Source organism: Cryobacterium sp. TmT2-59 (assembly GCF_004403545.1).
Taxonomy (GTDB): domain Bacteria; phylum Actinomycetota; class Actinomycetes; order Actinomycetales; family Microbacteriaceae; genus Cryobacterium; species Cryobacterium shii.
This window is the reverse complement of sequence record NZ_SOGM01000102.1, coordinates 24,239-38,809: the sequence shown is the minus strand read 5'-3', so window position 1 is coordinate 38,809 and position 14,571 is coordinate 24,239. Positions and strand designations below refer to the sequence as shown.

14 protein-coding genes are annotated in these 14,571 nt (G+C 69.9%); 7 read left to right on the top strand and 7 right to left on the bottom strand.

Annotated elements, in window-relative coordinates; genetic code table 11:
* The first annotated feature begins 70 nt into the window (after positions 1-70).
* The 4 genes from E3T24_RS16700 (at position 71) to E3T24_RS16685 (ending at position 2,434) form a co-directional block, all read left to right on the top strand.
* Entirely contained in the window at positions 71-520 is a 450-nt protein-coding gene (locus E3T24_RS16700) for a thioredoxin family protein (protein WP_174776167.1), read from the top strand.
* Complete coding sequence (locus E3T24_RS16695) at positions 501-1,013, top strand: DUF4395 family protein (protein WP_134365977.1); 513 nt, start codon at positions 501-503, stop codon at positions 1,011-1,013. The genes E3T24_RS16700 and E3T24_RS16695 overlap by 20 nt, the downstream gene beginning before the upstream one ends.
* An 89-nt stretch (positions 1,014-1,102) precedes the next feature.
* Positions 1,103-1,528 carry an OsmC family peroxiredoxin gene (locus E3T24_RS16690; RefSeq protein WP_134365976.1) on the top strand — a complete coding sequence of 142 codons (426 nt, stop codon included), beginning with the start codon at positions 1,103-1,105 and terminating at the stop codon, positions 1,526-1,528.
* A gap of 15 nt (positions 1,529-1,543) precedes the next feature.
* Complete coding sequence (locus tag E3T24_RS16685) at positions 1,544-2,434, top strand: TIGR01777 family oxidoreductase (protein WP_134365975.1); 891 nt, start codon at positions 1,544-1,546, stop codon at positions 2,432-2,434.
* 182 nt (positions 2,435-2,616) lie between these two features.
* Here the strand turns inward: E3T24_RS16685 and E3T24_RS16680 are convergent, their stop codons facing one another.
* Entirely contained in the window at positions 2,617-3,087 is a 471-nt protein-coding gene (locus tag E3T24_RS16680) for a hypothetical protein (RefSeq protein WP_134365974.1), read from the bottom strand.
* Complete coding sequence (gene dapB / locus E3T24_RS16675) at positions 3,084-3,950, bottom strand: 4-hydroxy-tetrahydrodipicolinate reductase (protein ID WP_134434884.1); 867 nt, start codon at positions 3,948-3,950, stop codon at positions 3,084-3,086. Before dapB ends, E3T24_RS16680 begins: the two co-directional genes overlap by 4 nt.
* Positions 3,951-4,015: 65 nt before the next feature.
* Here dapB and E3T24_RS16670 point away from each other — a divergent pair, with 65 nt between their 5' ends.
* Positions 4,016-4,570 (top strand): GNAT family N-acetyltransferase, encoded by a 555-nt coding sequence (locus E3T24_RS16670; RefSeq protein ID WP_134365972.1) that lies wholly within the window; start codon positions 4,016-4,018, stop codon positions 4,568-4,570.
* Between the two features lie 21 nt (positions 4,571-4,591).
* Here the strand turns inward: E3T24_RS16670 and E3T24_RS16665 are convergent, their stop codons facing one another.
* From E3T24_RS16665 to E3T24_RS16655, 3 genes are all read right to left on the bottom strand, one after another.
* Positions 4,592-5,194: a histidine phosphatase family protein gene (locus tag E3T24_RS16665; RefSeq protein ID WP_134365971.1), complete on the bottom strand. Its 603-nt coding sequence runs from the start codon at positions 5,192-5,194 to the stop codon at positions 4,592-4,594.
* A gap of 76 nt (positions 5,195-5,270) precedes the next feature.
* Positions 5,271-6,626: a pitrilysin family protein gene (locus E3T24_RS16660; protein ID WP_134434883.1), complete on the bottom strand. Its 1,356-nt coding sequence runs from the start codon at positions 6,624-6,626 to the stop codon at positions 5,271-5,273.
* A gap of 112 nt (positions 6,627-6,738) precedes the next feature.
* On the bottom strand, positions 6,739-7,848 hold the full coding sequence (locus E3T24_RS16655) for an aldo/keto reductase (RefSeq protein ID WP_241975919.1): 1,110 nt from the start codon (positions 7,846-7,848) through the stop codon (positions 6,739-6,741).
* Positions 7,849-7,961: 113 nt separating this feature from the next.
* On the opposite strand from E3T24_RS16655, the gene E3T24_RS16650 reads away from it, so the two are divergent.
* Both E3T24_RS16650 and E3T24_RS16645 read left to right on the top strand, forming a co-directional pair.
* A complete protein-coding gene (locus E3T24_RS16650; RefSeq protein WP_134365969.1) occupies positions 7,962-8,561 on the top strand; it encodes a GNAT family protein in 600 nt (199 codons plus the stop codon).
* 107 nt (positions 8,562-8,668) lie between these two features.
* Entirely contained in the window at positions 8,669-10,288 is a 1,620-nt protein-coding gene (locus E3T24_RS16645; protein ID WP_134365968.1) for a peptide chain release factor 3, read from the top strand.
* Between the two features lie 292 nt (positions 10,289-10,580).
* On the opposite strand, the gene E3T24_RS16640 is transcribed toward E3T24_RS16645, so the two are convergent.
* Complete coding sequence (locus E3T24_RS16640) at positions 10,581-12,704, bottom strand: transglycosylase domain-containing protein (RefSeq protein ID WP_134434882.1); 2,124 nt, start codon at positions 12,702-12,704, stop codon at positions 10,581-10,583.
* 89 nt (positions 12,705-12,793) lie between these two features.
* Positions 12,794-14,482: a ribonuclease J gene (locus tag E3T24_RS16635; protein WP_198415989.1), complete on the bottom strand. Its 1,689-nt coding sequence runs from the start codon at positions 14,480-14,482 to the stop codon at positions 12,794-12,796.
* Between the last annotated feature and the right edge of the window lie 89 nt (positions 14,483-14,571).

The window sequence follows — 14,571 nt, the reverse complement described above, 5'->3', positions numbered from 1 at the left end:
CGCCGGCCCCGCGCCCGTAACGTGTCGTCATACTGCCCCGCCGGCCCGGCCGAACGCGTACCGTCGCAGCATGAACCCGATCCCGGCCCTGAGCCTCCTCCTCGCCCTCGTCGCGGGCGCCACCGTGCTCGGGCTGCTCTGGCGGGCCCGGCAGGGGCGCACCGCACCGGTCAGGGCGGACGCGCCGCTCACCCCGGCGGATGTCGGCAGCCCCGTGTCCTTCGGAGCACTCGGCACGCTGCTCCAGTTCTCCACCGACCACTGCGCCCGCTGCCCCGGCACGCACGCGCTGCTGACCCGGCTGGCGGAGTCCCGTCCCGGGGTCGCCCACGTCGACATCGACATCACCCACCGGCGCGACCTGGCCAACCGGTTCGGGATCATGCAGACCCCCACCACGCTGATCCTGGACGAGACGGGCCGGGTGCGCGCCCGCATCGGCGGGGCCCCGAACCGGGCCGGCATCCTGGAGCACCTCGACGACCTCACCGGGAGCGCCCATGTCCGTCTCGCCCGCTGAACCGCGATCCGTGAAACCCCGAACCGCCCGCCCGGACCTCGACCCGCGGGGGCCGCGCTTCGGCGCCGCGATCACCGCCGTGCTGCTGCTCGTGGTGGTGTTCCTTTCGCTGACCGGGGCATCCGTGGCCGCCCTGCTGCTGCTGGCCGGGCTCGCCGGTCTGTTCGCGTGGGGCGCGTTCGCCGGGGCCGGCCGTCACCCGTACGGCATCGTCTTCAAGAAGCTCGTCCGACCACGGCTGGCGCCCCCGGCCGCCCTGGAGAACCCCGCCCCGCCGACGTTCGCCCAGGGGGTGGGCCTGGTGGTCACCCTCGTCGGGGTCGTCCTGGGCGTCGCCGGGATCGACCCGGCCGTCGGGGTGGCCGCCGCGGCCGCCTTCGTCGCCGCGTTTCTGAACGCCGTGTTCGACTACTGCCTGGGCTGCCAGTTGTACCTGCTCCTGCTGCGCGCCGGGGCGCTCGGCGGCGCCGGTCGGGCCGAGGCCGGCCGGTGAATCCGTTTAGCTGAACATCGGCTGGGATATTCCTTCATCCGGGCCGGGCCGCCGGTTAGGCTGGAGCTTCACTTCCAGGAGGTAACACCATGGCACTCACCAGCGAAGCAACAACCGTCTGGACCGGCGACCTGAAGTCCGGCACCGGGAACGTCACCCTCGATTCCTCCACCGCCGCCGAGTTCCCGGTCACCTGGCAGGCCCGCGCGGTCGGCACCCCGAACACCACCAACCCGGAGGAGCTGCTCGGCGCCGCGCACTCGGCCTGCTTCTCGATGGCACTCGCCAACGGCCTCAGCGCCGCGGGCCACGTCCCCGACAGCATCCAGACCACCGCGGCGATCACGTTCGAGGCCGGTGTCGGCGTCGTCGGCAGCCACCTCCTGGTCAGCGCGAAGATCCCCGGGCTGACCGAGGAAGAGTTCGTGGCCTTCGCCGAGGACGCCAAGGCGAACTGCCCGATCTCGAAGGCGCTGGCCGGCATCCCGATCACGATCGAAGCCGAACTGGCCTAGAGCCGACTCACCGCCATGCGAGTACTGGTCTCCGGCGCATCCGGACTCATCGGCACGGAACTCCGCACCCAGCTGGGCGCATCCGGGCACACGGTCGCCCGGCTGGTGCGCCGTGAACCGCGCGGCAGCACCGAATTCCGGTGGGATCCGGCCGCCCTGAGCATGGATGCGGCCGCGCTCGACGGCGTCGACGCGGTGATCAACCTGTCGGGCGCCTCCCTCGCGCGTTTGCCGTGGACGGCGGGCTACCGCCGGGAGATCCTCGATTCCCGCGTGCAGGCCACGCGCACGCTGACGGATGCGATGCGTCGCCGCACGACCCCGCCGTCGGTGTTGCTGAACGCGTCGGCCGTCGGCATCTACGGCAACCGCCCGCACGAGGTCCTGACCGAGGATTCCGCCCCGGGCAGCGACTTCCTGGCCAAGGTCGTGTCGGTGTGGGAGTCCGAGGCGTCCCGCGCACCCGAGCAGACCCGGGTCGTCACCTTCCGCACCGGGCTGGTCATCGCCCGGGGCGGGGCCCTCAAGCCGCTGCTGCCGCTGGCGAAAGTCGGCCTGGCCGGGCCGCTCGGCAAGGGCACGCAGGGCTGGCCGTGGGTGAGCCTGCACGACGAGGCTGCCGCGATCGTGCACCTGCTCACGTCTCCCCTGTCCGGCCCGGTGAACGTGGTGGGGCCGACGCCGGCCACGGCCAACGCCGTGATCCGGGCCGTGGCCGACGCGCTGCACCGGCCGTTTCTCCTGCCGGTCCCCGAATTCGTGCTCACCCTGGCATTGCAGGACGCCGCCCGTCAGCTCCTGCTCGCCGACCAGCAGGTATCGGCGTCACGCCTGGAACGCGACGGCTTCGTGTTCGCCCACCGCACGGTGGCCGAGGCCGTCGCCGCGATGCTCCGCCGGCCCTGACCCCGGCAGCAGCAGCCCCCAGCGTCCAACCAATTCGACGGAGATTCGGCTGTAAAAACACGCATTTCGGCCATTCCGGGCCGATCCGGGCAAAATCTCCGTCGAATTCGTTCGGGCCGGAGCGGTTGTGGGGCGCCTCGGACCCGCGCGGGGGCTGCCGGCGGGTTGGGGCTGCGGGCGGGCTAGGGGGCTGCGGGCGGGGCAGCGGCCGTGGCGTCGGCGCGCTCCAGGGCGATAGCGGTACGGATGGCGCCGCGAGCCCGGCGACGGTCCCCGGACGCGTCGTAGGCCAGGCCCAGCCGGAACCAGGCGCGCCAGTCCTCCGGGGCGGCGTCGACGGCCGCCCGGAACACCGGGAACTCGGCATCCGCTGCAGCCCGCATCGGGCGTCCGCTCGGCCGGATCGGCAGGTCCTCGACGGGAAGCCCGCCCTCGGCCTCGAGTCGGTGAACGAGCCGCTCGGAGTTGCGACCGAACCGGACCTCGGCCGCCAGTGCCCAGGTCCCGATCAGGGGGAGCACGAGCAGCGCCACCCCGATCACGATGCCGACCGGTTCGCCGCTCTGCAGGAACAGGATCGCGCGCCAGCCGACGAGGACCAGGTAGAAGGCGAGCAGCAGGGCCATCAGGCCGGCGGCGACGCGGCCCTTCATGCCCGCACCTCCGCACCCGTCGCGGCCGGATCCGTCGGCGCCGGGTCCGTCGGCGCCGGACCGGTCGCAGCCGGATCCGTCGGCGCCGGTTCGGTCGCAGCCGGGCCGCTCGACGGCGCACCCCGCTCCCCCAGCCCGAGGTCGATGATCTGGTCGAGCCCGACGGTGACGCCCGTGGCCGTGCGCGCAGCCGCGAGGGCCAGCAGGATGCCGCGTTCGTAGGCGGCCGCCGACAGGGTGTTGTGGCTGATGGTGAGGGTCTCCCCGGCTCCGCCGAAGATGACGTCCTGACGGGCCAGCATCCCCTCGAGTCGCAGGCTGTGCACGGGCACGCTCGAGACCTGCTGGCCGCGGGCGCGTTGGTCGGTGTGCGGCGCGGCGACCGGGCCGATGTCGGCCCTGGCTCGCCCGATCAGCTCGGCGGTGCGCACGGCCGTGCCGGATGGCGAGTCCACTTTGCCGGCCTGGTGGGCCTCGACGATCTCGATCGAGTCGTAGAAACGGGCCACCATCGCGGACAGGGCGGTGGCGATGACCGACCCGATCGAGAAGTTGGGGATGATGATGACCCCGGTGTCCTCACATCCGGCGATCCGGTGGGCGAGGGTGTCGATCCGGCCCTGCGACCAGCCGGAGGTCCCCACCAGCACGCGCAGCCCGTGGTCCACGGCGAAGTCCACCACGCTCTGGCTGACCCGCGGCAGGGTCAGATCGATCACGACCTCCGCCCCTAGCATCTCGGACAGCTCGCTCCGCGAATCCAGCCCGGCGACGAGTTCATAGCCGTCGGTCTGCTCGACCAGCCCGGAGACCAGACGGCCCATCGTGCCCGTTACGCCGACGATGGCCACCCGTGTTGTCATGGCATCCAATCTACCAAGGGACCCCGAGCCCTTGCCGCCCGGGCGCATCGAAGTAGCCTTGGGCCATGCCTGATTCCCCAGCCCCGGCCTTCAGCGACGTGTCGGTGACGGATGCCGGTTCGATCGCCCTGCTGACCCAGTACTTCAGCGACCGGGAGTCAAGCTTCCCGTCCCGGCAGGGCCGGTACCGCACCACGTTCCCCGACCCGGCCCAGTTCATTCCGCCACGCGGGGTGTTCCTGCTGGTGGGTGAGCAGGCGGGCACCGAGCAGGCCGGCACCAAGCAGGACCACGCCAAGCAGGCCCAAGTCGAGCACGTCTTCGTGGGCTGCGGGGGCATCCGCCGGATCGAGGATTCCGCGGCCGGCGAGACGCGGTACGAGGTCAAGCACCTGTGGCTGCAGCCGCACGTGCGGGGCCGCGGCTGGGGCCGAAGCCTGCTGACCGAGCTGGAGCGGCGCGCCCGCGCGTTCGGCGCGGCGGAGGTCGTGCTCGACACGAACGCGAGCCTCACGGCCGCCGGTGCGCTCTATGCGCGTTCCGGTTACGACTCCTGCGAGCCGTACAACGACAACCCGAATGCCACGAACTGGTACCGCAAGCGGCTCGCCCCGAGCTGAGGCCGCCCGAAGCCGGAACCGCTAGAAGAGGAGCGGGTCGGGCAGGCCCGTGCGCAGTTCCACCGGCAGGTGCCCGGTGTCGTTGTGGGTCACCATCGTCCAGGGGCGCCCCGGCTTCTGGTGCAGCACGGTGAGGCCGCAGTTGGCCTGGTTGATGCTGATCCAGCGCCAGTCGGGTGCGCCGAGAACCTCCCGCACGAACCAGGCGATGACGAAATTGTGGGTGATCAGGAGGTCGTGGCGGTCGCCGCGGCGCGGCTGCAGGAACTCGGCGACGGCGTCTTCCATCTGCGCGCTGCCGGCTTCGATCTCCGCCTCGGAGACGGCGCCGAAGAAGGGCGCGTAGGCGGCCGGGGTCTGCGGCGCCATCCCGGAGGGGATGCAGTCGAAGAGCAGCGGCGACGGCACCGGGGTCAGGGCGGGCAGGCGCTGCGCGATGATCCGGGCGGTCTCGGCGGCGCGCTGCAGCGGCGAGTGCCAGGCATCCGTGAACGGAACCCCGCCGAGGCGCTCGGCGATCAGCTGCGCCTGGCGCGTGCCGCGGGCCGACAGTGGCCCGTCGGGCAGCCCGTGTTCGGCATCCTGCTGCTCACCGTGGCGGACAAGGTAGATGTAGTGGGGCACGTGGTTCTCTTTCAATTCGGTGCGCGGAGGCCGTACGACGGTGTTGCGGCCTCGGGGGTGTGGGGCAGGGGTGCGGTCAGGGGCGGACGGACGTCGCCATGACGGCCGCGAAGATGTTCGGGTCGAGGGCGCCGACCGCGGCGATGGAGAGCGGCCCGGCGGACAGCTCGGCGGCCAGGACACGCACGTCCTCGGCCGTGACCCGCGCGAGGCGGCGCAGGGCCTCGTCGAGGTCGATGAACTCGCCGAGCGTGATCTCGGCGCGGCCGAGCCGGGACATCCGGGTGTCGGAGTCTTCGAGGGCGAGTGCGGATGCGCCGGACAACTGGCCCGCGGCCCGCTTCATCTCGTCGACCGTGACGCCGTGCTCCGAGATGCGGTGCAGCTCGCCGAGCATGAGCTCGGCCACCTGGCCGGCCTTCGCCGGGGTGCAGCCGGCATACATGCCGAACAGGCCGGCATCGGAGTAGCCGGGGGCGAAGGAGTAGACGGAATAGGCCAGGCCGCGCTTCTCGCGCACCTCCTGGAACAGGCGGGAGGACATGCCGCCACCGAAGATGGAGTTCAGCACGCTCATGGTCACGCGGCGGTCGTCGGTGGCGAGCAGCCCGGGGAAGCCCATCAGGATGTTGGCCTGCTCGAGCGGCCGCTGCACGATCGTGACCGGTGCACCCTGGCTGAGGGCGACCGGGCTGCCGCTGCGCCGCCCCACCGGAGGCGCGAAGACGCTGAGGTCCCAGCCCGCCAGGGCCAGGGACCGGGTCACCGCGGCGACGAGCACATCGTGGTCGACGGCCCCGGCAACGGTGACGACGAGATCCTGGGGCCGGTAGTTGGCCCGGTAGTGCTCCAGCACCGCGGCGTGGGTCGCGGCCCGGATCGTGTCCGGGCTGCCGCCGATCGGCCGCCCGAGCGCGTGGTCGCCCATGATCGCCTCGAAGAAGCGCCCGTTCGCGACATCCGCCGGGTCGTCGTCGGCCATGGCGAGTTCTTCGAGGATGACGCCGCGCTCGTTCTCGAACTCCACCGGGTCGAGCAGGGACGAGGTGATCATGTCGGTGAGCACCTCGACCGCCATGAGCAGGTCCCGGTCCTGCACCTTGGCGTAATAGCAGGTGTATTCCTTGGCGGTCATCGCGTTGTGCTCGCCGCCGACGGAGTCGAAGGCGATCGCGATGTCCAACGCCGTGCGCTGTTTCGTGCCCTTGAACAGGAGGTGTTCGAGAAAGTGGGTGGAGCCGAAATGGCCGGGCGCCTCGTCGCGGGAACCGACGGCGACCCAGTAGCCGATGGTCAGGCTGCGACTGCCGGGCACGTGCTCCGACACGATGCGCACCCCGCTGGGCAGCACGGTGCGTCGCACAAGGGACTCCCCGGCCGCGTGGAAGGAGAGTTCGGGCAGGTCCAGAGGAAATTCGACGGCACCGTTCATGACATCACCCACCTTACGTCACGGCACCGTCACGACCGGGAAGCCAACCGGGGCACGAGCCGGGCGGCTCGTCAGGGCTGCGGCAGTCGGGAAGCGGATCGTGGGCGCCTACTCAATGCGCAGACACCCGGTCTAGGTCCACCATGTCGCCGCGCGTCAGACGGATGCCGGCCGCGGCCACCAGCGCCTCCACCTGGTCGGGGTGGCTGGCACTGGCCACCGGGGCGACCACGGGGCTGCGCGCGATCAGCCACGCGATCGCGATCGCCGCGGGCGCCACCTCGTGTTCCTCGGCGATCCGGTCGAGCACGGCCAGCACTCGGAACCCGTGGCGGTTGAGATGTTTGGCTGCCCGGGAGGCGCGGGTGGTCTTCTGCAGGTCGGCCTTGGAACGGTACCGGCCGGCGAGGAAGCCGTGCGCGAGCGCGAAATACGGCAGCACCGCCAGTCCCTGCGCACCGGTGACCAGGGCCAGTGAGGACTCGAACGGGGTGCGGTGCAGCAGGCTGTACTGCGTCTGCAGGGCCACGAAGCGGGGAAGGCCGTTGGCGGCGAGCACCCTCGCCTCCATCAGCCGTTCGGCGGAGAAGTTGGAGGCGGCGAGGTAACGCACCTGGCCGCTGCGCATGAGCACGTCGACGGCGCCGAGGCTTTCCTCCAGGGGAACGGTCGGGTCGTCGAAGTGGAAGTGCAGCAGGTCGATGTAGTCGGTGCCCAGCCGGTCGAGGGAGGCGTGCACCGCCCCGATGATGCTGCGGGAGGAGAGGCCGGGGTTGTCCCGGTTCTTGCCGATCTTGGTGGCGATGACGGTGCTGTCCCTGGCCCGGCGGGAGCGCAGCCACGCCCCGATGATCACTTCGCTACGCCCGGAGGTGTAGCTGTCGGCCGTGTCGAGGAAGTTGCCGCCGAGTTCCCGGTGCCGGTCGAGCACGCTCGTGCTCGTGGCGCCGTCGGCCGTCCAGCCGAACACGCTGCCGCCCAGGGCGAGCGGGTGCACGACCAGGTCGGTGTCGGCGATCGTGCGGCGCAGGCTCCGCGCGGGGTGGGCGGGCGGAGCCGGGACGGAGCCCAGCGCTGCCGGCTGCAGCGCTTGCGACTGAAGCGGAATGTCGGTGGAGATGGCCGGCGGACCCTGCATGGTCACGGGGCCCAAGGGCGCAGACCGTGCGGTGCCGGCTGCTTCGGACGGGGGAACGGTACCGTGCGTGCTCGGACGGGGCATCCGTCGTCTCCCTCCGGTTTGTGCCGAGAGTATCCCCGGCGATCACGGTTGGAAAGGACACTCCAGGACCGTTACCAAAATGTGCACGAGCGCCCCCTTGCTATCGTTCTGGCATGTCTTTTCTCAGCCCCGTCACCCTGGCGGGAAACCTCGTCACCCTCGAACCGCTCGCCGCCGAGCACCACGACGGGCTGGTGGCGGCCAGCGCCGACGGTGAGCTCTGGAACCTCTGGTACACCGCCGTTCCGCGCCCCGAGGAGATGCGGGCGGAGATCGACCGACGGCTGCGCCTGCAGCGGGAGCAGAGCATGCTGCCCTTCACGGTGCGGCGCACCGACACCGGCCTGATCTGCGGCATGACGACGTTCATGGACGCGGATGCGGACAACCGGCGGGTGGAGATCGGCTCCACCTGGACGGCGGCCGGCGCCCAGCGCACCGGAATCAACACCGAGAGCAAACTTCTTCTCCTCACGCATGCCTTCGAGAGCCTGCGCTGCATCGCGGTCGAATTCCGCACCCACTGGATGAACCAGCAGTCCCGGGCGGCGATCGCCGGCCTCGGGGCCAAACAGGACGGCATCCTGCGTAACCACCGTCAATCGCCCGACGGCGCGCTCCGCGACACGGTGGTCTTCTCGGTGATCGAGTCGGAGTGGCTGAGCGTGAAAACGGGCCTGACGCACAAGCTGCGCTCCCGCGCGGACCGGTAGGAGGCGGTGCTCGCGGGGCAAGTTATAATTGGAGGGAACCGATTCTTGAGTAGCGGCCACCAGGCATCGCCCCCCGCCTGCCCGAATCATCCGCGAAAGAAGGATCCATGACGCAGCTATCCGGCATGTCCACGCCCGAGGTCCTGACCGAGGCGCTGCGGCGACGCACCTTCGCCGTGATCTCGCACCCCGACGCCGGCAAGTCGACGCTGACCGAGGCGCTGCTGCTGCACGCCCGGGCGATCACGACGGCCGGCGCCACCCACGGCAAGGCAGGACGGCGCGGCACCGTGTCCGACTGGATGGCGATGGAACAGGCCCGCGGGATCTCCGTCACCAGCGCGGCCATCCAGTTCGAGTACCGCGACGCCGTGATCAACCTGGTCGACACCCCCGGCCACGCCGACTTCTCCGAGGACACGTTCCGGGTGCTCTCCGCCGTCGACGCCGCGGTCATGCTGGTGGACGCCAGCAAGGGCCTCGAGGTGCAGACCATGAAGCTGTTCGAAGTCTGCCGTCAGCGCGGCCTCCCGGTCATCACCGTCATCAACAAGTGGGACCGCCCGGGCGCCGAGGCGCTGGACCTGATGGACGAGATCCGCCAGCGCACGGGCCTCGTGCCCACTCCCCTGACCTGGCCGGTCGGGGTCGCCGGGGACTTCCGCGGCGTGATCGACCGGTCGACCGACGAATTCATCCGTTTCACCCGCACCGCCGGCGGCGCGAAGACCGCCGAACCCGAGCGCCTGAGCGCGGCCGTCGCGGCCGCTGACGAAGGGGCGGCGTGGGTCACCGCGACGGAGGAATCCGAGCTGCTCGCCGAGTCGGACCAGGACCACGACGAGGCGCGCTTCCTCAAGAACGAGACCACGCCCGTGCTCTTCGCCGCGGCCGTGCTCAACTTCGGCGTGCAGCACATCCTGGACACGCTCGTGGACTTCGCTCCGGCGGCGGAAGCCCGGGAGGACGCATCCGGTGGTCACCGCCCCGTGGGCAGCGCCTTCTCCGGCTTCGTGTTCAAGGTGCAGTCCGGCATGAATGCTTCGCACCGGGACCACGTCGCCTTCGTTCGGGTCTGTTCCGGCCAGTTCCGGCGCGGCATGATCGTCACCCACGCCGCCAGCGGGCGGCCGTTCGCGACCAAGTACGCGCAGCACCTGTTCGGGCGCGAGCGCGAGGTGGCCGACGAGGCCTGGCCCGGCGACATCGTCGGCCTGGTCAACGCCTCGGCCCTGCGGGTCGGCGACACGATCTTCGAGACCGAACCGGTCGAGTTCCCGCCGCTGCCGATGTTCGCGCCCGAGCACTTCCGGGTGGTGCGGTCGGCGGACTCCAGCAAGCACAAGCAGTTCCGTCGCGGCATCGACCAGCTCGACCACGAGGGTGTCATCCAGGTGCTGCGCTCGGAGCTGCGCGGCGATCAGGCGCCGGTGCTCGGCGCGGTCGGGCCGATGCAGTTCGAGGTCGTCGAAGAACGGATGACGCACGACTTCGGCGCCGCCATCCGCACGGAGGCCCTGCCGTACCAGCTGGCCCGGCGCACCGACCGGGAGAGCGCCGAGATCCTCGGGCACGACCGCCAGGTCGAGGTGCTGATGCGTTCCGACGGCACCCTGCTCGCCCTGTTCAGCACTCCCTGGCGGCTGCGCAACACGGTGCGGGACCACCCCGAGTTGATGCTGGAAGACCTCGCCACCGGGAGCAACGCGGTTCCGGCCGCCTACTAGCTGTAGCCGCCCTTCTCCGGACTCCTCCAGGCGGCAGCACCGTCCCCGGCCAGGCCAGGCCCAGCCCGGCCCGGATTCCCCGCGCCCGGCCCCTCGCAGCGTGCGGTGCTGAACCAATTCGACGGAGATTTTGACGAAAAACCGTGATTCCGGCGTGTTTTGGCCCGATTTTGGCAAAATCTCCGTCGAATTCGTTAGGGGCGGGGCACAGACGGATGCCGCCGGGGCGCCGGGGCGCGGGGCTCCGGGCTACGAGGCGCCGGGCTACGAGGCGCGTCAGTCGGCCGCCGGGTCAGCGGGTCATGCTCCGCGGGGGCAAGGTGAAGGCGTCCCCGCCGAATTTCTCATTGGCGACGCTCATCATGTCCGGCCACATCCGGTGCCGGGCGGTGGCGGCCTGCCCGTTGTCGAAGTAGGTCTCCCGCTGATCCTCGCCCTCCCCCGACACGTTCACGACGCCCACGACCGTGGCGACCTTGGTGCTCGCCCCGGACATCCACGTGTCCAGGTTGTCGTCGGTGGTGCCGGTCTTACCGATCATGGGCACCCGCGGGGAGGTGGCCCGGTAGGAGGCGGTCGCCGTACCACCGGTCAGCACCCGCTGCATCGCATAGGTCATCCCGGCGGCGATCTCGGGCGCGACGGCGGCCGTGCAGGCTGACTTCGGCGCGGCGATCTCGGTTCCGTCCGGGCCGACGATCTTGTCGATCACGACCGGGGTGCAGGTGACGCCGTTGTTCGCGATCCCCGCATACGCGGCCGCCATGGTCAGGGGCGCGATTTCGTTCGTGCCCAGCACCGAGGAGGCACCCTGTTCCAGGGGATTGCCGTCGGCTCGGTGAATCCCGAAGGCCTCGGCGGTCTTACGGATGTTGCAGAGGTCGAGTTCCTTGGCCATCCCGATGTAGCCCGTGTTGATCGAGCCGACGGTAGATTCGAGCGCGCTGTAGTACGAGTCGTTGTCGTTGGAGGAATCGTTGCCGGGCGCGAACGAGTAGCCGTAGTCCTGCGGGCCGTTGCAGCTGTCCTGGAACTCGCCCCAGTCCGAGCGCTCCCGGGAGTTGACCGTGTCGCCCAGGGTGTTGCCGGCCTTCAGCCACTCCGCGAGGGTGAACACCTTGTAGGTCGACCCGGGCTGGAAACCGTTGGAGCCGCCGCGGTTGAGGTCGGTGTTGTAGTTGACGGCCGTGAAGTTCGCCCCGGTGGCGGCCGGGTCCTGGCTGTAGTCCTTGTTCTGCGCCATGGCGAGCACCCGGCCGGTGCCGACCGCGACGCTCGAGATCACACCGCCGACGTCCCAGCCGTCGAACGTCTTGGGCACGTTCTCCGCCAGGGTGGCCTCGGCCGTCGCCTGCAGGTCGAGGTCGAGGGTCGTGAAGACCTTGTAGCCGCCGAGCCGGAAGTTGGCTGCGCGCTCGGCGGCCGTCTTGCCGAACGCCGGGTCGTCCCGCAGGGTCTGCACGACCAGGTCACAGAAGTAGGCGCTGCCGCCGGCGGTCTGGCAACCGGTGCTCGGTTCGGTGATGGCGGGTTCGACCGGCGCGGCGACCGCCGCGTCGCGGTCGGCCTTGCTGATCTTCTCGTGCGCGAGCATCTCGTCGAGGATGTAGTCCCGACGGTCCTTGTTGGCGGCGTATCCGTTGGCTGCCCCGTTGGTCTCGCTGTCCGGTTTGTCGAGCTGGAACTTGACCGGGTTGTTCACGATCGCGACGAGGCTGGCGGCCTGCGGCAGGGTCAGCGCAGCCGCGGTCGTGTTGAAGTAGTAGTTGGCGGCCGACTCGATGCCGTAGATGGAGCCGCCGAACCCGGTGATGTTCAGGTACTGGCGCAGGATGTCGGCCTTGGAGTATCTCTTCTCCAGCCCGATGGCGAGGCTCATCTCGGTGAGTTTGCGGCTGGCGCTCGTCTCCGTCGCCGCGTCGTAACACGCGGTCCGCTTGGCCTGGTCGGCGAGGGTCTCGCACTTCTGCACCAGGACGTTCTTGACGTACTGCTGGGTGATGGAGGACCCGCCGCGGGCCGTCCCGGTGACCAGGGTGGACACCAGACCGGTGACGCTGCCCCAGATGTCCACGCCACCGTGAGCGTAGAAGCCGGGATCCTCGCCGGAGGTCGCCGCATCCTTCACAAACGGGCTGATCGCATCCGAGGCCACTTCGACCCGGTTCTGGTCGTAGAACGAGGCGAGGAGCACGGGACTGCCGTCGTTCGCGGTGGCGTAGACGTTGCTCTTCTGCGACAACCGGCCGATCGACAGATTGTCGGGCAGGGTCACCATCACTGTGATCGCGACCGCCCCGACGATGGCGACGACGACACCCATCGCGATCAGGGTGCGGGTGCGGCGGCGCGATCGCCGACCGCTTCTCCTGCTGGCTGACCTGGGGCTGGTTGAGGGCGTGGTCTCAGTGCTCATGGTGCGACAAATCACTTCCCGGTCGGGTCACGTGCCCGGTTCCGTCGACAGAGGGGGGCCGCCGGGCCGGGCGGCCCGGCGGCATCCGGCTAGGCGTCGACGACGACCGAGGTGATGACCGGGATGCGACGGTACTTGCGCTGCATCCAACGGGTCAGGCTCTGGGTGAAGATGTCCTCGAGCTCAGCGCCGTTGACGATCTTGACCTTGTTCGCGGCGCGCAGGGCGTCATCGATGGACTTGGTCGCGCCCTGGATCCACTCGTTGTCCTGAACGAAGCCGCGGGCGATGAACTCGACCGGCTCGGTGAGAAGGCCGGTGCGGGTGTCGAGGATGCCGAGGATGGTGACGGCTCCGTCGTTGGCGAGCTGCACGCGGTCGGCGAGGGCCTCTTCCGAGCCGCCGCCGCCGACGGTCATGCCGTGCACGAAGACGAGCTCCGCGGCGACCCGGCCGGTGACCTTCGCGAGGCCGTCGACGAGGTCCACGACGACGCCGTCTTCGACGATGAGGACCTGGTCCTCGGGAATGCCGGTGCGGATGGCGAGGTCCGCGTTGGCCTTGAGGTGGCGCCATTCGCCGTGGTACGGGATGACGTTCTTGGGCTTGACGATGTTGTAGCAGTAGACGAGCTCGCCGGCGGAGGCGTGGCCGGAGACGTGCACCTTGGCGTTGCCCTTGTGCACGACGTTGGCACCCCAGCGGGTGAGGCCGTTGATGACCCGGTAGATCGAGTTCTCGTTGCCGGGGATCAGGGAGCTCGCCAGGAGCACGGTGTCGCCCTCGCCGATCTTGATCACGTGCTCGCGGTTCGCCATCCGGGCCAGGGCGGCCATCGGCTCACCCTGCGAGCCGGTGCAGATGAGAACGACCTTGTCGTCCTTCATCCGGTCGAACGCCTTGACGTCGACGATCAGGCCCTTGGGCACCTGGAGGAAGCCCAGCTTCTCGGCGATGCCCATGTTGCGCACCATCGAGCGGCCGACGAAGGCCACCTTGCGGTTGTGCCGGGCGGCGGCGTCGATGACCTGCTGGATGCGGTGCACGTGGCTGGCGAAGCTCGAGACGATGATGCGGCGCGGCGCGGTGCGGAAGACGGCGTCGATGGCCGGACGGATGTCCTCCTCGGTCACCGTGAATCCGGGAACCTCGGCGTTGGTTGAGTCGGTCATGAACAGGTCGACGCCCTCTTCACCGAGCCGGGCGAAGCCGGGGAGGTCGGTGAGGCGGTTGTCGAGGGGGAACTGGTCCATCTTGAAGTCGCCGGTGACGAGCACGAGGCCGGCCTCGGTGCGGATGGCGACGGCGAGGCCGTCGGGGATGGAGTGGTTCACCGCGAGGAACTCGAGGTCGAACGGTCCGGCCTTGCGGCGCTGGCCTTCCTTGACCTCGATCAGGCGGGGTGTGATGCGGTGTTCTTCCAGCTTGGCGGTGACGAACGCGAGCGTCAGCTTCGAGCCGATGATCGGGATGTCCTTGCGCTCGCGGAGCAGGTACGGCACCCCGCCGATGTGGTCCTCGTGGCCGTGCGTGAGCACGATCGCCTCGATGTCCTGCAGGCGGTCACGGATGGAGGAGAAGTCGGGCAGGATCACGTTGATGCCGGGCTGGGTCTCCTCGGGGAACAGCACTCCGCAGTCCACGATCAGGAGCTTGCCCTTGTGCTCGAAGACCGTCATGTTGCGGCCGATTTCGCCCAGTCCGCCGAGCGGGGTGATGCGCAGGCCGCGACGGGGAAGGGACGGCGGCGTGGACAGGTCAAGCTGGTGCTTGGTCAATGAAACTCATTTCTCAGGGTGAGACTGCGCGCGTGTCAGGCGGCATCTCGCTAGTTGGGCCGATCATCGGCCCTGTGAACGGGTGGTGC

What these genes read in the sequence shown, in the direction of transcription:
- E3T24_RS16700 (WP_174776167.1), top strand. Translation starts at nt 71, where the DNA reads ATGAACCCGATCCCGGCCCTGAGCCTCCTCCTCGCCCTCGTCGCGGGC.
- E3T24_RS16695 (WP_134365977.1), top strand. Translation starts at nt 501, where the DNA reads ATGTCCGTCTCGCCCGCTGAACCGCGATCCGTGAAACCCCGAACCGCC.
- E3T24_RS16690 (WP_134365976.1), top strand. Translation starts at nt 1,103, where the DNA reads ATGGCACTCACCAGCGAAGCAACAACCGTCTGGACCGGCGACCTGAAG.
- E3T24_RS16685 (WP_134365975.1), top strand. Translation starts at nt 1,544, where the DNA reads ATGCGAGTACTGGTCTCCGGCGCATCCGGACTCATCGGCACGGAACTC.
- E3T24_RS16680 (WP_134365974.1), bottom strand. Translation starts at nt 3,087, where the DNA reads ATGAAGGGCCGCGTCGCCGCCGGCCTGATGGCCCTGCTGCTCGCCTTC.
- dapB (WP_134434884.1), bottom strand. Translation starts at nt 3,950, where the DNA reads ATGACAACACGGGTGGCCATCGTCGGCGTAACGGGCACGATGGGCCGT.
- E3T24_RS16670 (WP_134365972.1), top strand. Translation starts at nt 4,016, where the DNA reads ATGCCTGATTCCCCAGCCCCGGCCTTCAGCGACGTGTCGGTGACGGAT.
- E3T24_RS16660 (WP_134434883.1), bottom strand. Translation starts at nt 6,626, where the DNA reads ATGAACGGTGCCGTCGAATTTCCTCTGGACCTGCCCGAACTCTCCTTC.
- E3T24_RS16655 (WP_241975919.1), bottom strand. Translation starts at nt 7,848, where the DNA reads ATGCCCCGTCCGAGCACGCACGGTACCGTTCCCCCGTCCGAAGCAGCC.
- E3T24_RS16650 (WP_134365969.1), top strand. Translation starts at nt 7,962, where the DNA reads ATGTCTTTTCTCAGCCCCGTCACCCTGGCGGGAAACCTCGTCACCCTC.
- E3T24_RS16645 (WP_134365968.1), top strand. Translation starts at nt 8,669, where the DNA reads ATGACGCAGCTATCCGGCATGTCCACGCCCGAGGTCCTGACCGAGGCG.
- E3T24_RS16640 (WP_134434882.1), bottom strand. Translation starts at nt 12,704, where the DNA reads ATGAGCACTGAGACCACGCCCTCAACCAGCCCCAGGTCAGCCAGCAGG.